This is a genomic window from Acidovorax sp. GW101-3H11, assembly GCF_001633105.1.
GTDB lineage: Bacteria > Pseudomonadota > Gammaproteobacteria > Burkholderiales > Burkholderiaceae_C > Acidovorax.
This window is the reverse complement of record NZ_LUKZ01000020.1, coordinates 93,546-118,980: the sequence shown is the minus strand read 5'-3', so window position 1 is coordinate 118,980 and position 25,435 is coordinate 93,546. Positions and strand designations below refer to the sequence as shown.

The window sequence follows — 25,435 nt, the reverse complement described above, 5'->3', positions numbered from 1 at the left end:
CGTCACTTGATAGAGAACTTCTTCGGCAAGCTCAAAGAGTTCAAGCGCATCGCAATGCGCAGCGACAAGACGGACACCAGCTTCTCGGCCGTGATCTATCTTGCGGCTGCTGTCATCAACTCCCGTTGATTCTCAACAGACCCTAGTGCTGCAGATTATTTTTTCCCGGCCCCGCCCATTCAGTCATCCCGACGACATTTGGACTCAGGGTATACGTGGGTCTGCCTTTTGAACGGTGCAGCACGCAGGAGAATGCCCCCCATGTTGGTCAAAGTGACGCCCCCCACCGTGGACGATCTGCTCGCAGCGTCGGCCTGGTTTCCGCTGCTGGACAGCGCCGCGCAGGCGCGTGTGCGCGATGAGCTGCGCGAGGTGGATGTGCCCCAGGGGGCGGCACTGTGCCGACTTGGCGACACCCCCCTGCACTGGTACGGCGCCATCGAAGGCCTGCTCAAGTGGACGGTGACCTCGGGCGACGGTCGCTCGGTCACGCTGGGCGGGCTGTCGGCTGGCAGCTGGTTTGGCGAGGGCACGCTGCTGCGCGGCAGCCCGCGCACGGCCGACATCATTGCGCTGCGGCCCAGCCGTGTTGCGCTGATGCCGGTGGAGACCTTCGAGTGGCTGCATGCCACCGAGCGCAGCTTCGACCACTTTCTGCTGCGCCAGATCAACGAGCGCTTGCACTGGTTCCTGGGCAACTTCACGGCCCACCATCTGCTGGACACCGACAGCCAGGTGGCGCGGGCGCTGGCCGGGCTGTTCCACCCCTGGTTGCACCCGGGCAGCGATCCGCACCTGCAGGTTTCGCAAGAAGAGATCGCCAACCTCTCGGGGGTGTCGCGCCAGCGCTGCAACGCGGCCTTGAAGCGCTTGCAGGCGGCGGGACTGCTGGAGATCGAATACGGCGGCATCACGGTCACCAACCTGGAGGGCCTGCGCCGCAGGGTGGAGTAGCCGCGCCGCTACAACGGCCTGCAGCGTGGGATGCGCGTCACGAATCGGCGGCTGCGATGAAAGCCACGGTGGCCGCAATCACCGCCCCGGGCTGATCCCGGTGTGGTGAATGCGCGCAGGCGGGCAGCTCCAGCAACCGGGTGCCTGGCACCTGCTGCGCAATGCCACGTATCTGCGCCAGCGTGCCGTACTCATCCTCCAGCCCCTGGATGGCCAGCACCGGAGCGCGAATGGCGGCGATCTCGGCCTCGATGTTCCAGGCGCGGAAGGCGGGGTCCAGCCAGATGCGGTTCCAGCCCCAGAAGGCCGAATCGGGGTCGTCGTGGTAGCGGCCCAGCTTCTGCGCCAGGTCGGTGTGCAGGTAGGCGTCCTTCGCGCGCTCGATGTTCTCCACCGTCACGCCCTCCACAAAAATATGCGGGGCTAGCAGCACCAGGCCACGCGCGCGCTCTGGGAACCGCGCCGCGAACAGCAGCGCAATGGACGCGCCATCGCTGTGGCCGAACCACCAGGGCGCTTCCCGCAACCCCAGCGCATCCAGAAAGGCGGGGACCACCTCGTGCGCCTGCTGGTGCATGAAGTCCACACCCCACACCTCGTCCGCCGCGCGCGGGGTGGACTGGCCGTAGGCGGGGCGCGAGAAGACCAGCCCTCGGAAGCCCCCCGCTTCGCACAGCCGCTGCGGGAAGTCCTTCCACATGGCGGCCGATCCCAGGCCCTCATGGAGGAACACCACCAGGGGCGCAGCCGTGCGCTCGGGCGCGATCCACGCGTATTCCATTTCCACCGTGCGCTCCCGCCAGGCCACAGAGACCTTGCGCGGGGCATCCGCCACGGCCGTCATGCCTGCGGCCCCTGCTCGCGTTCACGCAACCGAAAGCGCTGGATCTTGCCCGTCGCGGTCTTGGGCAGCTCGGGCACAAACTCGATGAGGCGTGGGTACTTGTAGGGTGCCAGGCGTTCCTTCACAAAGGCCTTCAGGTCGTCTGGCGTGGCTGTCTGCCCGTCCTTGAGCACCACAAAGGCCTTGGTTTTGGTCAGGCCGTCGGCGTCCTGCGCGCCGATCACGGCGGCCTCCAGCACTGCCTGGTGCTGCATCAGCGTGGCTTCCACCTCAAAAGGCGAGACATAGATGCCGCTGACCTTGAGCATGTCGTCGCTGCGCCCGGCGTAGGTGTAGTAGCCCTCGGCATCGCGCACATACTTGTCGCCGCTCTTGGTCCATGCGCCCTGGAAGGTTTCACGGGTCTTCTCGCGGTTGTTCCAGTACAGCAGCGCGGCACTGGGGCCCTGGATGTACAGGTCGCCAATCTCGCCATCTGGCACCTCGCGCCCATCTTCACCACGCAGCGAGACCTCGTACCCTGGCACGGGCTTGCCCGTGGTGCCGTAGCGCACATCCCCCGGGCGGTTGGACAGGAAGATGTGCAGCATCTCGGTGGAGCCGATGCCGTCAATGATGTCGCAGCCAAAGTGGGCCTTGAAGCGCTGCGCGATCTCGGCGGGCAGGGCCTCGCCCGCTGACGAGCACATGCGCAGCGACACCGCGCTGCGCGGCGGCAGGCGGGGCGAGGCCAACATGCCCGCAAAACCCGTGGGCGCCCCGAAGAACACCGTGGGCTGGTGCCGTGTCCAGCGCTCGAAGGTGGCGTCGGGCGTGGGGCGTTCGGCCATCAGCACCACCGTGGCCCCCACCGACAAGGGGAAGGTGAGGCTGTTGCCCAGGCCATAGGCAAAGTACAGCTTGGCGGCCGAGAAGCACCGGTCCTGCTCGGTGAGGCCCAGCACCGGCTTGCCATACAGCTCGGCCGTCCACCAGAGGTTGCCGTGGGTGTGGACCGTGCCTTTGGGCTTGCCTGTGGAGCCCGACGAGTACAGCCAGAAGCCGGGCGCATCCGGCCCTGTGGCAGCGGGCGCCGCCAGGGGCACCGCAGCGGCGATGGCGGCCCGCATGTCCACGGCGCCAGCAGGCAGCGGCCCCTGCGGCTGCGACACCACCTGCAGGGCCACCTCGTGCGGCTGCCGCTCCATGGCGTCGTTCAGCACCGGCAGCAACGCACCCGACACCAGCACCGCGCGCGCACGGGCATGGGACAACATGTAGGCGTAGTCCTCGGGCTTGAGCAAGGTGTTGACTGCCACGGGCAACACCCCGGCGTACAGGCAGCCCAGAAAGGCCACGGGCCAGTCGCAGGTGTCAAGCATCAGCAGCAACACCCGCTCCTCGCGCCGCACACCGGCCGCCGCCAGCACCGCCGCCAGGCGGCGCGCACGGTCCTCCAGGGCGCCGTAGCTCAGCGTCTCATGGTCGTCGATGTAGGCCATGCGGTCGCCGCGTGCGCGATTCAGCGCAAACAGGTGCTCCGCAAAGTTGAAATGCTCCGGCAGGCGGGTCATGGGGATGTCTCCGTGGTTCTTGTAGGGAAAGGCCTGCGCAAAAAAGCGGGGCTACGCCGGATCGGGCAAACCCAGTGCCGCCAGCACTGCGGGGCTGGCCTGCACGGCGCTGCGCTGGTGGTAGAAGTCCAGCGCACGCAACCCGCCCAGCTCGGCACCACCGCCCGCACGGCCCGGGCCGCCGTGCTGCGACATGGGCATCACATTGCCATGGCCACTGTGGGTCTGCGCCACATCGGGCGTGACCACATGCACACGGCCATGGCTGGCAGCCACCGCCAGCGCGGTGTGCGCCAATGCGGCCTCGTCGCTGCCATACAGCGAGGTGACCAGCGAGCCCTGGCCGCGCTGCGCGAGCGCGATCGCATGCGCGCTGTCGCGGTAGGGCAGCAGCGTGGCCACGGGGCCGAAAACCTCGACATCGTGCACCGGCTGCGCAGCATCGGCATCGCGCGCGCCCAGCAGCACGGGCCCCATGCAGGCGGCCACGGCGGGGTCAGCATCCACCAGCGGCTGGTGGCGGCCATCGTGCAGCACTGTGGCATGGGCCTGCAGCGTGACCAGGCCTTCGCGCACCGATGCGAGCTGGGCGCGGCTGACCAGCGAGCCCATGCGCACGCCATCGTTGCGCGGATTGCCCACCGTGATGCCAGCCAGCTTGGCGCCAATGGCTTCGGCAGCCGCGTCGTACACGTCTGCGGGCACCAGAATGCGGCGGATCGCCGTGCACTTCTGGCCGGACTTCACGGTCATCTCGCGCACCACTTCGCGCACCAGCAGGTTGAAGGCCTCGCTGCCCGGTGCCTCGCCCGGCAGCAACAGGGCGCTGTTGAGGCTGTCGGCCTCGATGTTGGCGCGCACCGAGCGCTGGGCCACCGCAGCATGGGCGCGGATCACGCCCGCCGTTTCGGCCGAACCCGTGAACGACACCACGTCGAACGGCTGGAGCTGGTCCATCAGCCCCGCGGAACTCCCGGCGATGACCGACAGCGCGCCCACGGGCAGCACCCCGGCATCGACCACGTCCTGGACCATGCGCTGCGTCAGCCATGCGGTGGCCGTGGCGGGTTTGACGATGACGGGCATGCCCGACAACAGGGCCGGTGCGGCTTTCTCCCACAACCCCCAGGCCGGGAAGTTGAAGGCATTGATGAACAGCGCCACGCCCTGCCGGGGCACCTGCAGGTGCTGCGACAGGAACACAGGCTCCTTGCCCAGTTTCACGGCCCCACCATCGCGCAGGGCCCGCACATCGCCCAAGGCATCACCCCATCTGGCGTACTGGCCCAGGGTGAAGATGGCGCCGTCGATGTCCACCGCCGAGTCGTTCTTGACGGTACCGGCATTGGCCGTGGCGATGTCGTAGTAGCTGTCGCGGTGGGTCTGCAGCACCTTCACCACGGCAGCCAGCATCGCGGCACGCTCGCGGTAGGTAGCCGCGCGCAATGCTGCGCCCCCCATGTCGCGCGCAAACGCAAACGCCTCGGCCAGGTCCAGCCCGGCCGCATCCACCCGCACCAGCGCCGTGCCCAGCACAGGGTCCCACAACGCGGTGCCCGGCCCGGTTCCATGTTGCCAGCGCCCTGCGGCGAAGTTGGGGAGCAGTTCAGTCATGCGGGGCTTTCTTCAATAGAGGGAAAGGAGTTGGCAAAAAGCTGCCAGGCCGCCGTGGCGCCTACCGGGTGAAATGGATCTGCCCCTCGGGCAGGAGGTAGAGCACGAGGGCACGGCCCTGTGCCACTGTGGGATGGTGTGCACTGCCGGGCGGGTAGCCGCACCAGCCTGCAGGGTGGCCATCAAAAGTCGCGCCCTCCGTGAGCGGCATGATCAGGTCGATCTCGCCGTTCGGGTGCGTGTGGTGCGGGCCCGCCAGGTCCTGCATGTCCACCACATCCACCGAGAAGCGGTGCAAGGCGTCCTCGGGCTTGAAAACCCGGCCGTAGCGGATGCCACCGCCCTCGCGCTCGCACAACCAGCCTTCACGCACCCCCACCGTGCACGCGTCCTTGAGTCGCTCGTACAGATCGCTCCCGGGGCCGTGGGTCTGGTTGAGCCAGCCCGCCAGTGCCGCATCCAGCGGCCGCCCGGTGATCTGGCCCGTCAACGTGGCAAGGGTCTGGTGAAATACGGCTTTGGTGGACATGGGCGTCTCAGGTGAGGGCATCCGGGGCGAAAGCGCGAAGGCAACGGGTTGATCCATGTCCTTGCGCCACCCTAAAACATGCAGTATGTTGCGTTACATGAACAATAGTTTGTGATTCAACCAACGTCAAGCACTATAGTGCATATTTAGTATTTTCCCTGAGCAGATACGAGGGTGCAATTCGCGCACGAGGATGGGCATGAACGAACAAGAAGAAGCAGGAATGGGACTGCCAGCGGCCGCAACAGCCGTGGCTGAGGAGCCCAAGAACCCCGTGCTGGTGGCGCTGGGAGAGCGGGCGCGCAACCTGCGCGCGCAGCGGGGGTTGACCCGCAAGGCCGTGGCCCTGGCAGCCGACGTGTCCGAGCGGCACTTGGCCAACCTGGAGTACGGCACAGGGAATGCGTCCATCCTGGTGCTGCAGCAGGTGGCCGGGGCCTTGCACTGCTCGCTGGCCGAACTGATGGGCGATTTCACGACAAGCTCGCCCGAATGGCTGCTGATCCGCGAGTTGCTGGAGCACCGCAGCGAGCCCGAGCTGCGCCGCGTGCGCCTGGCATTGCATGAGCTGCTGAGCGGCGGCAGCAATGACACAGCCCGGCACGGGCGCATCGCCCTGGTCGGCCTGCGGGGTGCAGGCAAGTCCACCTTGGGGCCCCTGCTGGCGCGTGCACTCGATGTGCCTTTTATCGAGCTGAGCCGCGAGATCGAAAGCCTGGCGGGCTGCAGCGTGCGCGAGATCCACGACCTCTATGGCACCACGGCCTACCGCCGCTATGAGCGCAGGGCGCTGGAGGAAACCATCCAAATCCACAGCGAGGTCGTGATCGCCACCCCGGGCGGGATTGTGTCGGACCCCGCTACCTTCAACGAGTTGCTGGCCCACTGCACCACCGTCTGGCTGCGCGCCGCGCCCGAAGAGCACATGGGCCGCGTGGTGGCCCAGGGCGACATGCGCCCCATGGCAGCCAGCAAGGAAGCCATGGACGACCTCAAGCGCATTCTGGACGGGCGCGCCGCCTTCTATTCCAAGGCCGACATCACGATCGACACCTCAGGGCAGACCCCCGAACAAAGCCTGGCCGCCCTGCACGCGGGCGTGCGCAAGGCCACGGCCCGGGCGGCCTGAGCCCACACCTGCCACACCCCGCACAGGGTGTGGCCCTGTCCGCCCAGCGCCGCCCCTTCCACCGCGCACCTCCTGACGAATCACCGCACAAACATGCATTGACTTGCCTGTTGATATGCAGCATGATGCACATCAACAGGCAAAACATGCATTATTTTGCACAAACCCATTCCAAGGAGACGCCATGACCCACCCCGTGCAGCCCCCGTCCCGTGTGGACTACCGCACCGACCCCACGCAGTACCGCCACTGGAAGCTGGCCGTGGACGGCGCCGTGGCACGCCTGTCGCTCGACATTGCCGAAGACGGCGGCATCCGCCCTGGCTACAAGCTCAAGCTCAACAGCTACGACCTGGGCGTAGACATCGAGCTGCACGATGCCCTCAACCGCATCCGCTTCGAGCACCCGCAGGTGCGCTCGGTCATCGTCACCAGCGCACGGGACCGCATCTTCTGCTCGGGCGCCAACATCTTCATGCTGGGTGTCTCCAGCCACGCCTGGAAGGTGAACTTCTGCAAGTTCACCAACGAGACGCGCAACGGCATCGAGGACTCGTCGAAGCACTCGGGCCTCAAATTCGTGGCCGCCGTGAATGGCGCCTGCGCCGGTGGCGGTTATGAGCTGGCGCTGGCCTGCGACGAGATCGTGCTGGTGGATGACCGCTCGTCCGCCGTGTCGCTGCCCGAAGTGCCCCTGCTGGGCGTGCTGCCCGGCACCGGCGGCCTGACCCGCGTGACCGACAAGCGCCATGTGCGCCACGACCTGGCCGACATCTTCTGCACCAGCGTGGAAGGTGTGCGCGGCCAGCGCGCAGTGGACTGGCGCCTGGTGGACCGCATTGCCAAGCCTGCACAGTTCGCTGCTGCAGTGGACGACACCGCCGCACGTCTGACGGAGGGCAGCCCCCGCCCAAGCCACGCGCAAGGCGTGGCCCTGCCCCGCGTGGAGCGCGAAGAAACGGCCGACAGTCTGCGCTACACACATGTCAGCGTCAGCATCGACCGCACTCGCCGCACCGCAACCCTGACGCTGAAGGCGCCCACGGGCCCGCAGCCCACGGACATCGCTGACATTGAAGCCGCTGGCGCCGCCTGGTGGCCCCTGGCCCTGGCGCGCCAGCTGGACGACGCCATCCTGAACCTGCGCACCAACGAACTCGACATCGGCACCTGGCTGCTCAAGACCGAAGGCGACGCACAGGCCGTGCTGGCCAGCGATGCCACGCTGATTGCGCACCAAGGCCACTGGCTGGTGCGTGAGACCATCGGCGCGCTGCGCCGCACCTTCGCGCGGCTGGACGTGTCCTCACGCAGCCTGTTCGCGCTGGTGGAACCCGGCTCGGCCTTCGCGGGCTCGCTGGCCGAGCTGTCCTTTGCAGCCGACCGCACCTACATGCTGGCCCTGCCCGACGACACCGAGCGTGCCCCCAAGATCACGCTGAACGAATTCAACTTCGGCCTGCTGCCGATGGTGAACGACCAGAGCCGCCTGCAACGCCGCTTTTACGAAGAAGCCGCGCCGCTGGAAGCCGCCCGCGCGGCTGCTGGCAAGCCGCAGGATGCAGACGCCGCCCTCGCACTGGGCCTGGTGACGGCTGCCCCAGACGACATCGACTGGGACGACGAGATCCGCATCGCCATCGAGGAGCGTGCCGCCATGTCGCCCGACTCGCTCACAGGGCTGGAAGCCAACCTGCGGTTTGCGAGCAAGGAAAACATGAACACCCGCATCTTCGGCCGCCTGACCGCCTGGCAGAACTGGATCTTCAACCGCCCCAACGCCGTGGGCGACAAGGGTGCGCTCAAGGTCTACGGCACCGGCCAGAAGGCTGGCTTTGATCTGAACCGCGTCTAGCCCCACCCCGACCGTTCGGTTTTCCATCCCACGAGGAGACATCCATGAGCACCATCAACTACAGCGAGAAGATTCCCAACAACGTCAACCTGGGCGAGGACCGCACGCTGCAGCGCGCGCTCGAAGGCTGGCAGCCCAACTTCATCAACTGGTGGGACGACGTGGGCCCCGAGGGCTCGACCAACTACGACGTCTACCTGCGCACCGCCGTGAGCGTGGACCCGAACGGCTGGGCCCAGTTCGGCCACGTGAAGATGCGCGACTACCGCTGGGGCATCTTCCTGAACCCCGGCGACGCCAACCGAGAGATCCACTTTGGCGACCACAAGGGCGAGAAGGCCTGGCAAGACGTGCCCGGCGAGCACCGCGCCAATCTGCGCCGCATCATCGTGACGCAGGGCGACACCGAACCCGCCTCGGTGGAGCAGCAGCGCCACCTGGGCCTCACGGCGCCCAGCATGTACGACCTGCGCAACCTGTTCCAGATCAATGTGGAAGAAGGCCGCCACCTGTGGGCCATGGTCTACCTGCTGCACAAGCACTTCGGCCGCGACGGCCGCGAAGAGGCCGAGGCGCTGCTGCAGCGCACCTCGGGCGACCAGGACAACCCGCGCATCCTGGGCGCGTTCAACGAGAAGACGCCCGACTGGCTGGCGTTTTTCATGTTCACCTACTTCACCGACCGCGACGGCAAGTTCCAGCTCTCAGCGCTGGCCGAAAGCGCATTCGACCCACTGGCGCGCACCACCAAGTTCATGCTGACCGAGGAAGCCCACCACATGTTCGTGGGCGAGAGCGGTGTCTCGCGCGTGCTGTCGCGCACGGCGCAGGTGATGAACGACCTCAAGACCGACGACCCAGCCAAGGTGCGCGCAGCAGGCGCCATCGACCTCGGCACCATCCAGCGCTACCTTAACTTCCACTACAGCGTGACCATCGACCTGTTCGGGGCCGACCAGTCGAGCAACGCCGCCACGTTCTACAGCTCGGGCCTCAAGGGCCGCTACGAAGAAGGCAAGCGAAGTGACGACCACATCCTCAAAGGCCAGACCTACAAGGTGCTGGAAGTGGTCAACGGCCAACTGCAGGAGAAGGACGTGCCCATGCTCAACGCCTTGAACGAGGTGCTGCGCGACGACTTCATCAAGGACTCGATGGCCGGTGTCGGCCGCTGGAACAAGGTGCTGGAAAAAGCGGGTATTCCCACGCGCCTGGCCGTGCCGCACAAGGCGTTCAACCGCCAGATCGGCGCCCTCGCGGGCATCAAGATGTCTCCCGACGGCCGCGTGGTGAGCGAGGCAGAATGGACAGCACGCAAAGCCGAATGGCTGCCCACGCCGGAGGACTTTGCCTTTGTGGCCTCGCTGATGGGGCGTGTGGTCGAGCCCGGCAAGTTTGCGGGCTGGATCGCGCCACCGGTCATGGGCATCAACCGCCAGCCCGTGGACTTCGAATACGTCCGGTTCGGCTGACCCACCCACATGCCAGCGTTGCCCCGCTGCCCCATAGCCGGGAGCAGGGCAACATGGGCCGGGGCCCCACGTTTTTGCCGATAGCGCACCCCGCCCGCCTCCCGGTACACCCCCCTTCCGACCGCGAGGCCTTCAGGAGAACAACCATGGATATGGCCGTTGAAGCCGCCGTCATCAAGCAGCACCTGATCGACCCCGAGATCTGCATCCGCTGCAACACCTGCGAGGCCACCTGCCCGGTGGGCGCCATCACGCACGACGACAACAACTACGTCGTGCGGGCCGATGTGTGCAACGGCTGCATGGCCTGCATCTCGCCCTGCCCCACGGGCTCCATCGACAACTGGCGCACCATGCCCCTGGCGCGCGCATACACGATTGAAGAGCAGCTCACCTGGGAGGAACTTCCGCCCGAACTTCCGCCCGATGCACTGGCCGCCGAAGGTGTTGCGCCTTCCGCGGATGCCGTGCCGCCGACCACGCCTGCCGCGCCCGTGGAGCCGGGCACGCAGGCCTTCCGCTCGGCCCAGTACGGCGCCACTGTGCCGCCTTGGTCGGCGGCCCACCCGTACACCAACCTGTTCCCGCCCAAGAGCCCTACCGAGGCCACCGTGGTCGGCAACTTCAACTGCACCGAGGCAGGTTTCGAGAACGAGACCCACCACGTGGTGCTCGACTTCGGCAGCATGCCGTTCCCGGTGCTGGAGGGGCAGTCCATCGGCATCATCCCGCCCGGCACCGACGCGCTGGGCAAGGAGCACCACGCGCGCCAGTACTCCATCGCCAGCCCGCGCAATGGCGAGCGGCCCGGTTATAACAACCTGGCGCTCACGGTAAAGCGCGTGACCACCGACCACGACGGCAACGCCGTGCGCGGCATCGCTTCCAACTTCGTCTGCGACCTGAAAGTGGGCGACAAGGTCCAGGTGGTGGGGCCGTTTGGAAGCTCCTTCCTGATGCCCAACCACCCGCGCTCGCACATCGTGATGATCTGCACCGGCACCGGCAGCGCCCCCATGCGCGCGATGACCGAATGGCGTCGGCGCCTGCGCAGCAGCGGCAAGTTTGAAGGCGGCAAGCTCATGCTGTTCTTCGGCGCACGCACGCAGCAGGAGCTGCCGTACTTTGGCCCGCTGCAAAACCTCCCCAAGGATTTCATCGACATCAACCTCGCGTTCTCCCGCACCGCCGGGCAGCCCAAGCGCTATGTGCAGGACCTGATGCGCGAGCGCGCCGCCGACCTGGCCGCGCTGCTGCGGGACGGCAGCGGCCACTTCTATGTGTGTGGCCTGAAAAGCATGGAAGAAGGCGTGGTGATGGCCCTGCGCGACATTGCCAGCGAGGCCGGGCTGGACTGGGACACCGTGGGCGCGGCCCTGCAGCGCGAGGGCCGCCTGCACCTGGAAACCTACTGAGCCCCCACTCCTTGGCGGCCCCCCAAGCCCCGCCAGCCCTCCCGGGGTCATAGCGCCCCGGCGCAGGGCGCCTGCGGCCTCTCTGCGCCGCTTTTCCCCTCTCTCCCAGGGGTTCCGGACATGTAACACCTGCAACGCCCTCCCGGCCCGGGCAGGCCAGTTCGGCGTTCCTGCGAAAATAGCGGGCTTTGCCCACTGGGGACCCGTTCCCTGATGCCCCCGCGCCCGGAGTGATCTGGTGCGGGGTGCCAGCACAGTGAATGGCCTCCACGGGATGTACCTGCACCACCGACTCAACAGCTCACGCCTTGTTGTCCTGCTCCAGCAATGGGCGCGGGACGATGGCGCGCGGGCGGCGCAGCTGCCGCAGCCCGATGTGGCGCACACGCTGAGCCAGTGGCTGGGCACGGTGGACGCCGTACAACTCAGCCGGGCGCTGCATGCCATCGAATCCTTGCCAGAGGCAGGGCGCGCGCGGGCAGAACCTGGCCTGGCCATCGACCTGGCCGCACTGGACCGTTTTGTCCAGAAGGCCCAGGCGGACCTGTCTGCGCTGCTCACAGCCCGGGCCGCAGCCCCCAAGCCCCTGCGCGCGCGGGCCGACAACACGCCCGTGGCGCTGCCCGATCCCGAGGCCGATGCAGACTTTGGTGCCCATGGCCCCCGCTACCTGGAGCTGCAGCGGCAGATGGACACGCGGCTGCTGGCCTTGCGGGCCCAGGTGCGCCATGCCATCGCCAAGGGCCGCCCCGCATTGCGGCAGCTGGCGGCACTGGATGCCGTCATGGAGCAGATGCTGGGCGCGCGCGAGCAGCGGCTGTGGGCATCGCTGCCTAGCCACCTGGAGCGCCGCCTGGCCCACCGCCACCAGGCGCACCAGCAGGCGCTGCAAACCAAGGGCCTGGCCGACGAGCCGCAACGCTGGCGCCAGCCGGGCGGCTGGCTGTGGGCTTTTGAACAAGACATGCAGGCGCTGCTGCTGGCCGAGATGCAAGTGCGCCTGCTACCCATCACGGGGCTGCTGGAAGCCGCCCACAACGAGAAAACAGGACAACAGGAATGAACAAGAGTGTGATGCCCGCCATCTTTGCCGTGGGCCTGGCGGCCGTGGGCTGGGTGGGCTGGGGCTTTGTCGGAACCAGCCCCCTGGCGCTGGCCATGACGGCGGTGATTGGCGCGGTCTATGTGCTGGGTGCGTATGAGCTGCGGCAGTTCCGCGCCGCCACCCAGTCCCTCGCCCGTGCGCTGGCTGACAGCGCGGCAACTCCAACGCCACTGGCGGACCTGGACGGCTGGCTGGGCCGCCTGGCGCCTGCGCTGCGTCACCCGGTGCGCCAGCGCATCGAAGGCGAACGCGTCGCATTGCCCGGCCCGGCCCTCACGCCCTACCTGGTGGGCCTGCTGGTCATGCTGGGCATGCTGGGCACCTTTCTTGGCATGGTGATCACCTTCAGCGGCACCATGTCTGCGCTGGAGACCTCGTCCAACCTGGAGTCGATCCGCGCCGCACTGTCGGCGCCCATCAAGGGGCTGGGCCTGTCGTTCGGCACCTCGGTGGCCGGTGTGGCCGCCTCGGCCATGCTGGGCCTGCTGTCGGCGCTGAGCCGCCGCGAGCGGCTGGCGGCCGTGCGCCTGCTGGACGCCCACATCCCCACGCTGTTCCGCCCCTTCTCGCCCGCCCACCGGCGTGACGAGATGCTGCATGCACTGCAGACACAGGCCCAGGCCCTGCCCCTGATCGCCGAGCGCCTGCAGGGCCTGGTGGAAGGGCTGGAGCGGCGCAACGAGCAGCTGGGCACCCAGCTGGCAACGCAGCAGCAAGAATTTCACCGCGAAGCCGCTGCCGCCTACACCCAGCTGGCCAGCACCGTGGGCACCTCGCTGCAAGACAGCCTGGGCGCCAGCGCACGCCAGGCCGGAGAGGCCATCCGCCCCGTGGTAGAGCAGGCCATGGCCACCCTGGCCCAGGAAGCCCAGCGCTCGCACGACCGCCTGCGCGCCACCACCGATGCGCAGATGCAGGCGCTGTCGGGCCAATGGGAGGGCACGGCCCGCCAGGTGGCCGACACCTGGACCAGCGCATTGCAAAACCAGACCCAGACCCAGTCCACGCAGGTGGCCCAGCTGGAGCAGGCCCTGCAGACCGTGACCCAGGCGTTTGACCAGCGCTCCAGCGCCCTGCTGGCATCGCTGCAAGCCTCGGCCACCCAGTTGCAAGCTGCCCAGGCCGCCGCCGATGCGCAGCGCCTGGAAGGCTGGCGCGACGCCCTGAACGGCATGGCCACCACACTCGCCGCCGAATGGCAGCAGGCCAGCGCCCAGACGGTGGCGCAGCAGCAGGGCGTGGGCCAGGCGCTGGAGGGCGCAGCCGCGCAGATTGGCCACACCCTGCACAGCGCCACCCAGGCGTTCGACCAGCGCGCAGACGCCCTGCTGGCTGCCCTGCAAGACACCGTGGCCCAATCGCACGCGGCCCAGCTGGCGGCAGAGCAGCAGCGCGCGGAGGGCTGGAGCCGCACCATGGAAGGCCTGGCCAGCACCCTCCGTGCCGAATGGCAACAGGTGGGCGCACACACCGTGGCGCAGCAGCAGGCAGCCTGCCAGGCACTCGAAGGCACGGCCACCCAGATCGGCCACACACTGCAGACTGCCAGCCAGGCGCTGGACCAGCGCTCCAGCGCCTGGCTGGAGGCCCTGAACAACACCGTAGCCCAATCTCACACCACCCAGCTGGCCGCAGACCAACAACGGCTGGAGGCCTGGAGCCGCTCCATGGACGGCATGGCAGGCGCCCTGACGGCCGAATGGCAGCGTGTGGGCGAGCAAGCGGTGGCTCAGCAGCAGGGCGTTTGCCAGGCGCTGGAGGCCACCGCCACCCAGGTCACCGAGCGCATGACAGAGCAGGTGGCGCGCGCCCTGGGCAGCACGGCGGCGCTGATGGAGCAGTCGGACACCCTGCTGCGCACGCGCCTTGCCACCGAGGCCCAGTGGGTGCAGGCCCAGGGCCAGCGCATGAACGAACTCACCAGCGTGTGGCGCACCGAGCTGCAGGCCCTGCGCGATGCCGAGGCCCAGCGCGGCCAGGCCGCCGTGGAGCGGCTCGACACGCTGCAGGCCGCCGTGGCACAGCACCTGGCCACGCTCGGGTCGGCGCTGGAGGCGCCGCTCACACGCCTGCTGCAGACCGCATCCGACGTGCCGCAGGCCGCGGCCGAGGTCATCACCCAGCTGCGCCAGGAGATGGCGCGCATGAGCGAGCGCGACAACACCGCGCTGGCCGAGCGCACCGCCATGGTGGAACAACTGGGCACCCTGCTGCACGCCGTGAACGATGCTGCCGTGCAGCAGCGCGCGGCCATTGATGCCCTGGTCGGCTCTGCCGCCCGGGTGCTGGAACAGGCGGGCGACCAATTTGCCAAGGCGCTGAGCGCACAGGCTGGCAAGGTGGACGAAGTCGCCGCCCATGTGGCTGCCAGCGCGGTGGAGCTGTCCAGCCTGGGCGAGGCCTTCGGCCATGGCGTGGGCCTGTTCAGCGCGAGCAACGACAAGCTGGTGGAAGGCCTGCAGAGCATCGAGGGCGCGATCAGCCAGTCGATGAACCGCAGCGACGAGCAACTGGCCTACTACGTGGCCCAGGCGCGCGAGGTGATTGACCTGAGCATCAGCGCCCAGCAGGGCATTGTGGAAGACCTGCGCAGGCTGCATGGCAACGCGGGCCGCCTGGCTGCGACCGCTGAGGGAGCCGCCGCGTGACCGGCCTGGACGACACCCTGGACGACAGCGCCGAAACCACCGCCCCCGTGTGGGCGGTGTTCGGCGACCTCATGGCCGGTTTGCTGGGCGCGTTCGTGCTGATCCTGGCCGGGGTGCTGGTGGTGCAGATCGACCTAGTGGCCAGCCTCAAGCAGGAGGTGGAAAAGCGCCAGCAGGAGGAACAGCGCCGCATGGCGCTGGAGAAAGCATTGGCCATCCCGCTGGCCAGCGGACGCGTCACGGTGAACAACGGCCGCATCGGCATCAGCGGCAGCGTGCTGTTTGCCACAGGCTCCGACGAGCTGCGCCCCGAAGGCCGCCAGCTGCTCAAGAGCCTGGTGCAGCCCCTGCAGGTCTACCTGCGCGAGCGCGACGAAATGCTGATGGTGAGCGGCTTCACCGACAACACCACGCTGCTGCGCGGCCCCCACCAGCGTTTTGCCGACAACCTGGAGCTGTCGGCCCAGCGGGCCCTCACGGTGGCCCGCGCACTCATCGATGAAGGCATGCCCTCGTCCCAGGTGTTTGCCGCCGCTTTTGGCGCCGAGCAGCCCGTGGCCGACAACGCCGATGAAAAAGGCCGTGCACAAAACCGGCGCGTGGAAATGGCCCCGGTGCCCAAGGCCTCGAACACCCCAACCCGGCGCCATGAGTGAACAGCATGGCGCGCCGATGCTAGAGGTGTTGCGGGCCGAGGGCGCCCACCACTACAACCCGGCCCGCTTCCACTACCTGGAGGTGTTGGCGCAGCGCCTTCCGGGCCAGCCCGCAGCCGTGCAGCAAGTGCTGGCGCAGCGGCTGGAGCAGGCCGTGGCCACCTATGCCCGCGAGGCCCGGTCTGCCGCCACCGCAGCGGCGGCACCCGGCACGGGGGCGACCCCAGTAACCGCTGCGCCATCCCCCCTGGCCCGGCTCAACCGCGAGCTGAACACCCGCGCATCGGCCGAGCCCCATGCCGCCACCACCGACGCCTTGCTAGCCAGCGCAGGCACACACCCGCCCGACATGAAAAGCGTGCGCCAGTTCAGCGAGGTCTGGTGCAAGATCTCGGCCGAGCAGCAGGTGGTGCAGGCCCTGCACCGGGGGCCCGAAAACGCAGGCCCGCTGAACTCGCACAAGCTCGTGCTCCGCTCGCTGAGCCTGATGCGCGCGCTGTCGCCCGACTACCTGCGGCGCTTCATGTCCCAGATGGACGCCCTGCTGTGGCTCGACCAGACAGGCACCCGGGCGCCCGCACAGGCCGCGCGCGCCCCGCGCAAGGGGCGCGGCAAGGTCTAAGCCCCCTCCCTGGCAGCCCTGGCTACACCGGCCCCGGGCTCACCGGCCGCGCGGCGCTCTCCAGCAGCCACAGCGCCGTGCGTGCGCGGGTCATGGCCACGTACAGCATGTTGCGCTCACGGTAAGCCTCTGCATGCGAGGCCGGGCCCGGAAACCGCCCACGCTCCACAAACGGCACGGCCACAAACATGAACTCGCGCCCCTTGCAGGCCTCGACGCTCAGCAGGCGCAGGGTGACGGGCTCCTTGGCCTGGTACATCGCGATGCTGGTGGTGGCCATGAGCGTGAGGCGGCCCAGGAACTCGCTTGCAGGCATGCCCTGCGCCAGCCGTGCCAGTTGCTCCAGGCTGGCCAGGCAGGCCTGCCGCTCCACGCCATGGATGGCGGCATCGTCAAAGATGCGGCGCACCCGCGCATGGCTGAAAAACGCGCCGGCATCGGCCAGCACTTCCGGCCCCAGCGCCAGGGCCTGGGCACAGGCGTCTGCAAGCGGCGGGGCGTTGCGGTCCAGCGTGCCGTGCACGATGTAGCGCTGCATCAGCGGCGCATTGCCATGCAGGGTCGCGGCCAGCTGCTGGCTTTCACTGGCCCCCGGCCCCACCCTCCAGCCCGCATCGTCAAACTGGCCCTGGGCCAGCACGTCGGGGTCCACCGCATCGGGCCGGGCGTTGCGGCGGCCATAGTGCAGCAGCCCCTGGATGGCGGCGGCCACGATCCCTGGGGTGAGGGGCCGCTCTGCGGCGCTGTCGCCGTCCAGCACCCACATCAGGCACAGCACCAGGGCCACTTCGCGGCGCAGGTAGAAGGCGCCCATCCCCTGGCAGCCGTAGTGCACACCTTCGTGCCCAAACACCCACTCCAGCAGGATGCTGTCCTGCGGGTTGCGCAGCACCACGTTCAGCGCGCTGTGCCCGCCCTTGTCGGATGTGTCAGCCCGCAGGCCGCCCCAGCCCTGAACAATCTGGGTGTGCAGCTCCACCAGCTGCTGCGCGCAGTGCGCGTCCGTGTCGTAGCGCAGGTGCACGAACGAGTCCGAACTTTGCGGAGCACACGCAAACTCCACCCCGAACAAGGGATTGAGGGCCGCACAGATCTCCGCGCCAAAGCGGCGTGTGGTGTGGATACGCAGGACTTCCGTGCCCGCAGGCAGGCTGCCCCGCATGTGCTGCAGCGCGCCGCCAAACACCGAGAACGCGCCCTCGTGGATGTGCTGGTTGAAGTCGCCCGCGCCCACAAACACGCCGTTGTGGCTTTGCACCAGCTTGCGCAGAATCGTCAGCGCGCCTTCGTCCAGGTCGTGCAGTTCATCAAACAGCACCGCGCCATAGCGCCCCACCAGCGGCTCGCAGGGCTCGTCCCAGCCCAGCAGGTCGAGCTGGCGGCACAGCTCGAAGCTGCAGTCGCCCTCGGCATAGAAGCGGGGTTCGTGGTCCATGCCCACGCGCATGCGCTCGTAGTGCCGCAGCAGGCGGTACAGGCCGTAGTCCAGGTCCTGCGCTTCACAAAAATCCCGCAAGGTGCCGCCCTGGTCCTCATCCTCACACTGCTTGTCCAGCTGCCGCTTCTTGGCCAGGGCTTCGAACGCCAGAAACGCGTCGATGTCCACGTCGTGTGCCAGCACGGCGTCGGCGTCCAGGTCCGGGCTGCGCGCCAGCTCCTGGCGCAGCGCCTGCTGTGCCTGCAGGATCAAGAAGCGCCGCTGCACCGGGTCATCGAGCTTGACCACCGGATCGCCCTGGGCCTTGAGCACCTGTTCGCTGAGCTGCTCGATCGTCAGGATCTCCAGGCTGGCGGGCACGGCGCCATGGAGCTTGAGAAACCGGTCGCGCAGCGCCGTCACCCCGGCGCGGGAATAGGCCAGCACCAGGATGCGCCCCTGCGGCCCCAGGCCCGCGAGCAGCTGGCAGGCCTTCATGCACAACGTGGTGGTTTTGCCTGTGCCAGCCAGCGCACTGATGATGAGGGCCGGTGCGCTGGACTGCAGCACCTGCTGCTGTTCGCCGGTGGGCACGAACCACTGGCTGTTCCAGCTCCTGGCGGGGGGGTGTGTCATTTCTTGGGGGCCATGTGGCAGACGGGGGCGCTATTGTCACCGGCCGCGCCAACGGTGCCTGGGGGCTGCGCTGAAGCACCTGCGTTGCCCCAAACGCCGAAAATTCAAACAAAAAAAAGCCTCTGCGCGCGACCCATATCAATATACAGCTACATATTTGATAGCAAACAACAACCCCGACAGCCACATACCCAGCGCCGGGCCAGTGCAACAGGCTCCCGACGCAAGGCAGGCAGCGTCGAGCACGTGCAGCGGGTGGGGAACGATGCGCTTGATACGCCCACCCGCAACGTGAGTCTGGACCTATTCAAGAGTACATAGAGTTCCTGGTCCCGTTGGCGGGATCGCAGGTATTGAACTAGCGTCGTCAGCGTGCGCCAGCCATTTCTGCCTCATAGATATCGATCTGCGGAGGCTCATGACACAAGCTGGCCATCGACTGTGCGAACTTGCGCGAAGCTTCCACTCGGAAATGGGCCTGCAGTGCGGCCATGTCGCTCCAGCGCTCCACGAACACGAAGCGCAGGGGCTGTTGCACATCGCGGCTCACTTCGTGGGAAATGCACCCTGGCTCGGCCCGGGAGCACAGGACGTGCTCCACGGCCAGCCGTTCAACGGCCTCCTCCGTATCTTGGCGTGCGATCACATGGCCTGTGACGATGATCATGGTGTGGCTTCCTCTGTGTTTGCGGTTGGAAAGAACTGAACGAATGCTCCAGGCGCTAACGCGCGCGGGCGCCGCCGTCGATGGGGATGATGGCACCGGTCATGTAGCGCAGGCTAGTCCACGCGCGCGGGCTGGGGTGTGATGCCAATGGCGTGATGGGCGTGAACAACGCGTTCTACTCGGCTGACGGGCAGCGTAAGCTGGCTGCAGCAGCGCAAGCGGCAACTACAGCTACCTGGGCAATGAACGCCCCGAGGAATCTTCGTGGCACGGACAGATGGGGCTGCGGCGCCACACGAAACACCAGATGCGGGCTTGCGCTGCCAGGCGCATCTGGCGCTGAGTTCACGGCAAGCCGTTCTTCAATACGCCGAGAAAATCAGGTTGGCAATCTGCTGGTGTCCCGTCGCGTTGGCGATGGCATCTGACACGTAGCGGTTAATCGTATAGCTGACATAGCGCTGTGATGTTTTGCCCGCCAAGGCCTGCTCTCAGGGCATTCGCCACCGTAAGCTGAACGGCCTCGGAAATGGGATGCAGTGTGCTGTCCGCCAATGAGGCGGCATAGCTGAGATCCTTGGCAACCAGTTCCAGCGGAAACTGTGGGGGATGGTTGGTCCCGAGCATTGCCATTGAGGCCACTTTCAATGCCGGACTGCACACCGGTGTTGCGCCAATCGCCTCGATCAGGCGGGACACGTCCACCTGCGCACCCCGTGCACTGGCAACGATTTCCGCCATCGCAGCAACCTGCACTGCGAATAGTTGATTCAACAACAATTTGGCGAGCGTGCCGCTGCCGCTCGGGCCAACGCTCAGTACCGTTGCACTCCAGCTCTTGAGGTAAGGCTCCGCCCGCTTCAGCGCCGGAGGTTCACCGCCGACCAGATGGATGAGTTGTCCAGATTCGGCCTGCGGTCGAGAGCCTGCAACCGGTGCATCGAGAAGGGACACACCGTGCTTGGCTGCTGCATCCGCAAGTTCTCGCACCCAGCCTCGGCTCAGGGTTGAGCACTCTACGGCGACAGCACTCTCATCCATGCGCGCCAAGGCACCATCGCCAGGGGCACACCAAACTCTGCGAGAAGCCTCATCGTCACGCACCATGGACACTACCAGGATGGCGCCGTTGGCTGCCGCGCCCGGTGTCGCTGCCACTTGGGCGCCCGCAGTCTCCAAGGCGGATGTCTTTGCGGAATCTCGGTTCCAGACCACAACGGAGTTTCCCGCCTCCAACAGGCGTCGCGCCATGCGCTGCCCCATAGCGCCCAACCCCAGGAAGGCGACATGCCCCGTCATGCTGGCACCCGCTGAAACAAGGATGGAATCGCGGACTGAGCAGTTTTGACGGCATCCGACACCTTTAGAGCTTCACCCGTGGTGTCTTCTACAGCTATGAGATCTACTCGGGGCAATCCCAGAAAGCCCAGCAGTTGGGTGAGATACGGGCCCAGGTGGTCCATGTCTTTCATCGGGCCTTGGTACCCCGCCGCACCGTAGGCCAGGGCGAGCACGGCGCGTGGCTGAGTGACCAATCCTGAAAAACTTTGCCCGTCGTAGGCAAACGAGTGCCCGATGCGTACCACCTGATCGATCCAGGCCTTGAGAGATGAGGGCACTGAAAAGTTGTAGATAGGCGCAGAAATGAGCACCGTGTGAGCTGACTTCAGCTCGGCGATCAGAACATCTGATAACGCAGTGGCGGCCAGCAAGGTGGAAGTCATCTGTTCAGCTGGCGTGTAGAAGCCCTGAATAGTGGTCTCGCTAATGTGGGACATCGGGTCGGCGGCCAGATCGCGCCTTTTGATTTCGCCATCGGGATGGGCGCCAAGCCAGGCGTTCTCGATGTTGTCGGCAAGTAGCCTGCTCACAGATCCGTTCCTTCGGGCGCTGGAATCAATGCGCAGCAATGTAGGGGCAGCGGTGTTCTTCATTGGGTCCTTTGAGGTAAGTTCGATAAAACGAGGCACTGCGGTCGCACTCGGGGATACAGCGCGCGCTCCGAAGTGCCAGGCGAGACCATTTCGGCGGCTAGCCTTCACAACCTGCCGATGCACCGACCTCCGAAACTGATCACCAACAGAAGAGTATTCATGCCCTACTTGCATGACAATCAATCTCACGCAATTGATAAATGGGAATTTCTCATCAATCTGAATGAATCTTTCCGAACTTGAGTGGTTAACGCGTGCGGTGCAAACCGGGAGCTTTGCTGCTGCAGCTCGTGAGTTGGATGTGGACCCGTCATCGATTTCCAGAGCGGTGTCTGGACTCGAGGCCGACCTAGGCGTTCGCTTGTTCCAGCGGAGTACCCGCAAGTTGGCATTGACCGAAGCTGGCGCCGCCTTTGTGAGCCGGTTGACTCCCTTGCTGGAAGAGTTCCAGGGCGCGCGTCAAGCGGCCGTGGACGCAGCGGGCAAAGTTCAAGGCGTGCTGCGTTTGAGCGTGTCCAATACTTTTGGATTGCGCCGCATAGTGCCTCTGCTGCCCGAATTCAGCAGGGCACATCCCTTGTTGAAGCTGGATCTGGTTTTTTCAGACGCAGTGGTGGACTTGGTCGCAGAGCGAATAGATGTTGCCGTCCGGCTGGGAACGCTTCGCGATTCTTCTCTTGTGGCCTTGCCACTGCTGCGCATCCGATACCGGGTTGTTGCAAGTCCTGAGTGGATCATGTCGCAGACTAAACCGCCCCAAGTACCCGAGGACATGGCCGGGATGCCTTGTTTGACATTTTCCCTGCCGGGGTTCAGGGATCTCTGGTGGTTTAGCGAACCCGGGGCGCATGACAACACCTCGGGAGCGGCCGTCGCTGTGGTCCCAAACGTACTAATGACGAGTGGCATTGCACTGCGCGAATGCGCGTTGGGCGGAATGGGACCGTCGTTGCTACCTGACTGGTTGATAGACAACGACATCGCGGCCGGGCGTCTGGTGGACCTATTTCCTGACCATCAGGTGGCGGCCAGTGAAGCGCCTTCAAACGCTTGGCTGGTGTATCCCAGCCGGTCCTACGTTCCGGCGAAGGTACGCGCCTTCGTGGATTTCATGCGGGATGCTATGCGTTGAGGTCTGCAGAAAATCGACCCAGTTTGCTCCGGGCCCGATTGAGGACATAGAAGCAGATGTGAAAGCAACCTTCTGATGCTGCGGCGCGTTCGACTGCTATTCGGGACAGCGGCCTCACTGCGTCACACCTGAGCGGCTGCATATCCCGTGGCCAGCTTCGTGGTTCAAGATTCAGCGCCCGATTCTGGCCCCTCGCTGCAGAAGGAGCCTCGTCCGCGATCGCGGCAACCGCTGCAGAGCTGTAACCCAACATCATCCCTCAGCATCACGGCCCTGAATTCAAGTCCCTGCACTCGCCACTCTTGTAAAGCGCGATTTGAGATTCGCGCCCCCCCTTGGCTGCCCGACGGCCCACTACCAACCGCGCAAGAAGAAGCAACAGCCAACGAACACCCCCGCTGCACTGCGGCTGCCCGCGCCAACGGTGATCTTGGTCCGGAGACCAAGTGCTGACTTGACAAGCAGTGTCGGCTCTCGCGATGAGCGGTCGGTCGCAAAAGGGGGGGCGAGCGGCTGCTCTCAGCCTGAAGCAGCCCACCGCCCCTCCACATGCGTCGATACATGAACCGCCTCAAATAAGGCGGCATTAATTTCTCAATGCGGAATTTCCCCGACGGACTCGAAGAGCCTCCTCTCCCTCACTCCACCGTGACACTCTTGGCCAAGTTCCTTGGCTTATCGACGTCCGTCCCCCGAGCGCAGGCCGTGTGATACGCCAGCAATTGCAGCGGCACCACGTGCAGCAGGGGGCTGAGCGCGCCGTAGTGTTCGGGCATGCGGATCACATGGATGCCTTCGCTGCTTTCGATGTGGGTGTCCCCGTCGGCCAGCACGTAGAGCACGCCGGCGCGGGCGCGCACCTCCTGCATGTTGCTCTTGAGCTTTTCGAGCAGTGCATCGTTGGGTGCCACCGTGACCACGGGCATGGCGCTGGTGACCAGGGCCAGGGGGCCGTGCTTGAGTTCGCCAGCGGGGTAGGCCTCGGCGTGGATGTAGCTGATTTCCTTGAGCTTCAGCGCACCCTCCAGCGCGATGGGGTAGTGCAGGCCCCGGCCCAGGAACAGGGCGTTTTCCATGCGCGCGAAGTCTTCGGCCCAGCTGATCAATTGAGGCTCCAGTGCCAGCACGGCTTGCAGGGCCACCGGCAGATGGCGCATGGCCTTGAGGTGGGCGGCTTCCTGTTCTTCGGAGAGGCGGCCCTTGGATTGCGCCAAGGCCAGCGTGAGCAGGAACAGGCCCGCAAGCTGCGTGGTGAAGGCCTTGGTGCTGGCCACGCCGATCTCGACCCCCGCGCGGGTGATGTAGGCGAGCTTGCATTCGCGCACCATGGCGCTGGTGACCACGTTGCAGATGGTCAGCGTGTGCTGCATGCCCAGGCTCTGCGCATGGCGCAGCGCGGCCAGGGTGTCGGCGGTTTCGCCGCTCTGGGTGATGGTGACGACCAGGGTGCGCGGGTTGGGCACGCTGGTGCGGTAGCGGTATTCGCTGGCCACCTCCACCTGGGTGGGGATACCCGCGATTTCTTCGAGCCAGTATTTGGCCGCGCAACCGCTGTAGTAGCTGGTGCCACAGGCCAGGATCAAGACGTTGTCGATCTCCTTGAACACGCGCCAGGCGGCCGCGCCGGGCTGGCCGTGTTGGCCCGCACCGTCGAACAGCTCGGGCACGATGCCTTCCACCCCCTCCAGCGTGTCGGCAATGGCGCGCGGCTGTTCGAAGATTTCCTTTTGCATGTAGTGGCGGTAGGGGCCCAGCTCGGCCGCGCCGCTGTGGGCCTGCACGGTGCGCACGGGGCGCTGCGCGGGGGATAGCGCGGCGCCGTCCTTGCCCACGATCCAGTAGCGGCCCAGCTGCAGGTCCACCAGGTCGCCTTCTTCCAGGTAGACGATCTGGTCCGTCACGCCCGCCAGGGCCATGGCGTCGCTGGCCAGAAAGTGCTCTGCCCCCGCGTTTCCAACCCCCAGGATCAGCGGCGAGCCCGCACGCGCGCCCACCACGCGGTGGGGTTCGTCCTTGTGGATCACGGCGATGGCGTAGGCGCCGTGCAGCTCGGCCACCGTGGCCCGCACGGCCTCGAACAGGTCGCCGCTGTAGTGGCTGTCCACGAGGTGGGCGATGACCTCGGTGTCGGTCTGGCTGGCAAACACGTAGCCGCGTGCCTGCAAAGTGCGGCGCAGCTCTTCGTGGTTTTCGATGATGCCGTTGTGCACCAGCGCCACGCGGCCTGCCTGCTGGGTGGCAGCGTCAACGCCCAGGCCATGGCTGAAATGGGGGTGGGCGTTGTGCACCGCCGGCGCCCCGTGGGTGGCCCAGCGCGTGTGGGCGATGCCGGTGGCGCCATCGACATGCTCGGCCTGCACCTGCTCCAGCAGCTCGGCCACGCGGGCCGTGCTGCGGGCACGCTGCAGGCCGCCGCGTGCGGTGCCGTGGCGCGATGCGTCGATGCTGGCGCCGTGCACGGCCACGCCGCAGGAGTCATAACCCCGGTACTCCAGCCGCTGCAGGCCCTGCACGAGGATGGGAACGATGTTGCGCGTGGAGACTGCGCCGACGATGCCGCACATGGTGAATGCCTTGGTTGGAAAACGATGGAGCGATGGTAGGCAGCCCAAAAAGAAATGTTTGATTGATATTCAAACAAATTTGAACTTAAATTTCACAAAAACCCATTAGTGAAATTTAAGTTCAAAATACCAAAGATGACGGAACAAATCACACTGGACGCCACCGACCTGCAGCTGCTCAACCTGCTGCAGACCGACGCCGCCCAAAGCAACCAGGCGCTGGCCGAGCAGGTGCATGTGTCGCCGCCCACCTGCCTGCGCCGCGTCAAGCGCCTGCAGGATGCGGGGCTGATCGAGCGCCAGGTGGCCATCCTGCAGCCCGACCGGCTGGCCGCGCTGCAGGGCCACGGGCTGGCCTGCATCGTCGAGGTGTCGTTGGACCGCCAGGGCGCAGAGCAGCTCGACGCCTTCGAGGCGCGCGCGGTGGCCGACGACGCCGTGCAGCAATGCTGGCGCGTGTCACCGGGCCCGGACTTTGTGCTGGTGGTGCACACGCGCGACATGCCGGGGTACCTGGCGCTGTCGCAGCGGCTGTTCACGGGCGACGCCAATGTGCGCAATGTGAAGGCCTTCTTTGCGACCCGGCGCGCAAAATTCGATACAAAAGTGCCTCTTGCGCGCGACTGACAAGCGCTTCTAGCTATCAAATTTGATAACCCAAAGCCCCACCAGAGCGCCTGGCGCTAGAT

Annotated in this window: 20 protein-coding genes and 1 pseudogene; 12 read left to right on the top strand and 9 right to left on the bottom strand. The window is 66.4% G+C overall.

From position 1 onward, the window contains the following. Together A1D30_RS17445 and A1D30_RS17440 are read left to right on the top strand one after the other, a co-directional pair. Positions 1 to 129 (top strand): annotated as a pseudogene (locus A1D30_RS17445) (IS5/IS1182 family transposase); the annotation flags it as partial. 132 nt (positions 130 to 261) lie between these two features. Next, positions 262 to 954: a Crp/Fnr family transcriptional regulator gene (locus tag A1D30_RS17440; protein ID WP_063462000.1), complete on the top strand. Its 693-nt coding sequence runs from the start codon at positions 262 to 264 to the stop codon at positions 952 to 954. A 37-nt stretch (positions 955 to 991) separates the two neighbouring features. On the opposite strand, the gene A1D30_RS17435 is transcribed toward A1D30_RS17440, so the two are convergent. The 4 genes from A1D30_RS17435 to A1D30_RS17420 form a co-directional block, all read right to left on the bottom strand. After that, the gene (locus A1D30_RS17435; protein ID WP_063461988.1) at positions 992 to 1,798 is read right to left on the bottom strand and encodes an alpha/beta hydrolase; all 807 of its coding nucleotides are present in this window, start codon (positions 1,796 to 1,798) and stop codon (positions 992 to 994) included. Next, the gene (locus A1D30_RS17430; protein WP_063461987.1) at positions 1,795 to 3,351 is read right to left on the bottom strand and encodes a benzoate-CoA ligase family protein; all 1,557 of its coding nucleotides are present in this window, start codon (positions 3,349 to 3,351) and stop codon (positions 1,795 to 1,797) included. The genes A1D30_RS17435 and A1D30_RS17430 overlap by 4 nt, the downstream gene beginning before the upstream one ends. A gap of 51 nt (positions 3,352 to 3,402) precedes the next feature. Beyond that, a complete protein-coding gene (locus A1D30_RS17425; protein WP_063461986.1) occupies positions 3,403 to 4,965 on the bottom strand; it encodes a 3,4-dehydroadipyl-CoA semialdehyde dehydrogenase in 1,563 nt (520 codons plus the stop codon). 61 nt (positions 4,966 to 5,026) lie between these two features. Next, the gene (locus A1D30_RS17420; protein WP_063461985.1) at positions 5,027 to 5,494 is read right to left on the bottom strand and encodes a DUF4863 family protein; all 468 of its coding nucleotides are present in this window, start codon (positions 5,492 to 5,494) and stop codon (positions 5,027 to 5,029) included. A gap of 199 nt (positions 5,495 to 5,693) precedes the next feature. Between A1D30_RS17420 and A1D30_RS17415 the strand changes: the two genes are divergently transcribed. From A1D30_RS17415 to A1D30_RS17380, 8 genes are all read left to right on the top strand, one after another. After that, positions 5,694 to 6,623 carry a helix-turn-helix transcriptional regulator gene (locus A1D30_RS17415; protein WP_063461999.1) on the top strand — a complete coding sequence of 310 codons (930 nt, stop codon included), beginning with the start codon at positions 5,694 to 5,696 and terminating at the stop codon, positions 6,621 to 6,623. Positions 6,624 to 6,807: 184 nt separating this feature from the next. After that, entirely contained in the window at positions 6,808 to 8,478 is a 1,671-nt protein-coding gene (gene boxC / locus A1D30_RS17410) for a 2,3-epoxybenzoyl-CoA dihydrolase (protein WP_063461984.1), read from the top strand. A 44-nt stretch (positions 8,479 to 8,522) separates the two neighbouring features. Next, entirely contained in the window at positions 8,523 to 9,950 is a 1,428-nt protein-coding gene (boxB, locus tag A1D30_RS17405; protein ID WP_063461983.1) for a benzoyl-CoA 2,3-epoxidase subunit BoxB, read from the top strand. A 146-nt stretch (positions 9,951 to 10,096) separates the two neighbouring features. Continuing rightward, positions 10,097 to 11,365 (top strand): benzoyl-CoA 2,3-epoxidase subunit BoxA, encoded by a 1,269-nt coding sequence (gene boxA, locus A1D30_RS17400; RefSeq protein ID WP_063461982.1) that lies wholly within the window; start codon positions 10,097 to 10,099, stop codon positions 11,363 to 11,365. A gap of 274 nt (positions 11,366 to 11,639) precedes the next feature. Then, a complete protein-coding gene (locus A1D30_RS17395) occupies positions 11,640 to 12,428 on the top strand; it encodes a DUF3348 family protein (RefSeq protein ID WP_063461981.1) in 789 nt (262 codons plus the stop codon). Continuing rightward, complete coding sequence (locus tag A1D30_RS17390; RefSeq protein ID WP_063461980.1) at positions 12,425 to 15,118, top strand: DUF802 domain-containing protein; 2,694 nt, start codon at positions 12,425 to 12,427, stop codon at positions 15,116 to 15,118. The genes A1D30_RS17395 and A1D30_RS17390 overlap by 4 nt, the downstream gene beginning before the upstream one ends. Further along, a complete protein-coding gene (locus A1D30_RS17385; RefSeq protein WP_063461979.1) occupies positions 15,115 to 15,774 on the top strand; it encodes an OmpA family protein in 660 nt (219 codons plus the stop codon). The genes A1D30_RS17390 and A1D30_RS17385 overlap by 4 nt, the downstream gene beginning before the upstream one ends. Further along, positions 15,767 to 16,396: a DUF2894 domain-containing protein gene (locus A1D30_RS17380; protein ID WP_063461978.1), complete on the top strand. Its 630-nt coding sequence runs from the start codon at positions 15,767 to 15,769 to the stop codon at positions 16,394 to 16,396. Before A1D30_RS17385 ends, A1D30_RS17380 begins: the two co-directional genes overlap by 8 nt. A 22-nt stretch (positions 16,397 to 16,418) precedes the next feature. On the opposite strand, the gene A1D30_RS17375 is transcribed toward A1D30_RS17380, so the two are convergent. The 4 genes from A1D30_RS17375 to A1D30_RS17360 form a co-directional block, all read right to left on the bottom strand. Next, positions 16,419 to 18,449, bottom strand: coding sequence for a UvrD-helicase domain-containing protein (locus tag A1D30_RS17375; RefSeq protein ID WP_063461977.1), 2,031 nt, complete (start codon positions 18,447 to 18,449; stop codon positions 16,419 to 16,421). Between the two features lie 367 nt (positions 18,450 to 18,816). Next, entirely contained in the window at positions 18,817 to 19,116 is a 300-nt protein-coding gene (locus A1D30_RS17370) for a putative quinol monooxygenase (protein WP_063461976.1), read from the bottom strand. A 438-nt stretch (positions 19,117 to 19,554) separates the two neighbouring features. Continuing rightward, complete coding sequence (locus A1D30_RS17365) at positions 19,555 to 20,415, bottom strand: NAD(P)-dependent oxidoreductase (RefSeq protein WP_063461975.1); 861 nt, start codon at positions 20,413 to 20,415, stop codon at positions 19,555 to 19,557. Further along, a complete protein-coding gene (locus A1D30_RS17360; RefSeq protein ID WP_063461974.1) occupies positions 20,412 to 21,050 on the bottom strand; it encodes an NAD(P)H-dependent oxidoreductase in 639 nt (212 codons plus the stop codon). The genes A1D30_RS17365 and A1D30_RS17360 overlap by 4 nt, the downstream gene beginning before the upstream one ends. 223 nt (positions 21,051 to 21,273) lie before the next feature. Between A1D30_RS17360 and A1D30_RS17355 the strand changes: the two genes are divergently transcribed. Continuing rightward, on the top strand, positions 21,274 to 22,182 hold the full coding sequence (locus tag A1D30_RS17355; protein WP_063461973.1) for a LysR family transcriptional regulator: 909 nt from the start codon (positions 21,274 to 21,276) through the stop codon (positions 22,180 to 22,182). Positions 22,183 to 22,820: 638 nt separating this feature from the next. Here the strand turns inward: A1D30_RS17355 and glmS are convergent. Beyond that, entirely contained in the window at positions 22,821 to 24,746 is a 1,926-nt protein-coding gene (gene glmS / locus A1D30_RS17350; RefSeq protein WP_063461972.1) for a glutamine--fructose-6-phosphate transaminase (isomerizing), read from the bottom strand. Between the two features lie 135 nt (positions 24,747 to 24,881). Here glmS and A1D30_RS17345 point away from each other — a divergent pair, with 135 nt between their 5' ends. Further along, positions 24,882 to 25,373 carry an Lrp/AsnC family transcriptional regulator gene (locus A1D30_RS17345; RefSeq protein ID WP_063461971.1) on the top strand — a complete coding sequence of 164 codons (492 nt, stop codon included), beginning with the start codon at positions 24,882 to 24,884 and terminating at the stop codon, positions 25,371 to 25,373. The last annotated feature ends 62 nt before the right edge of the window (positions 25,374 to 25,435 follow it).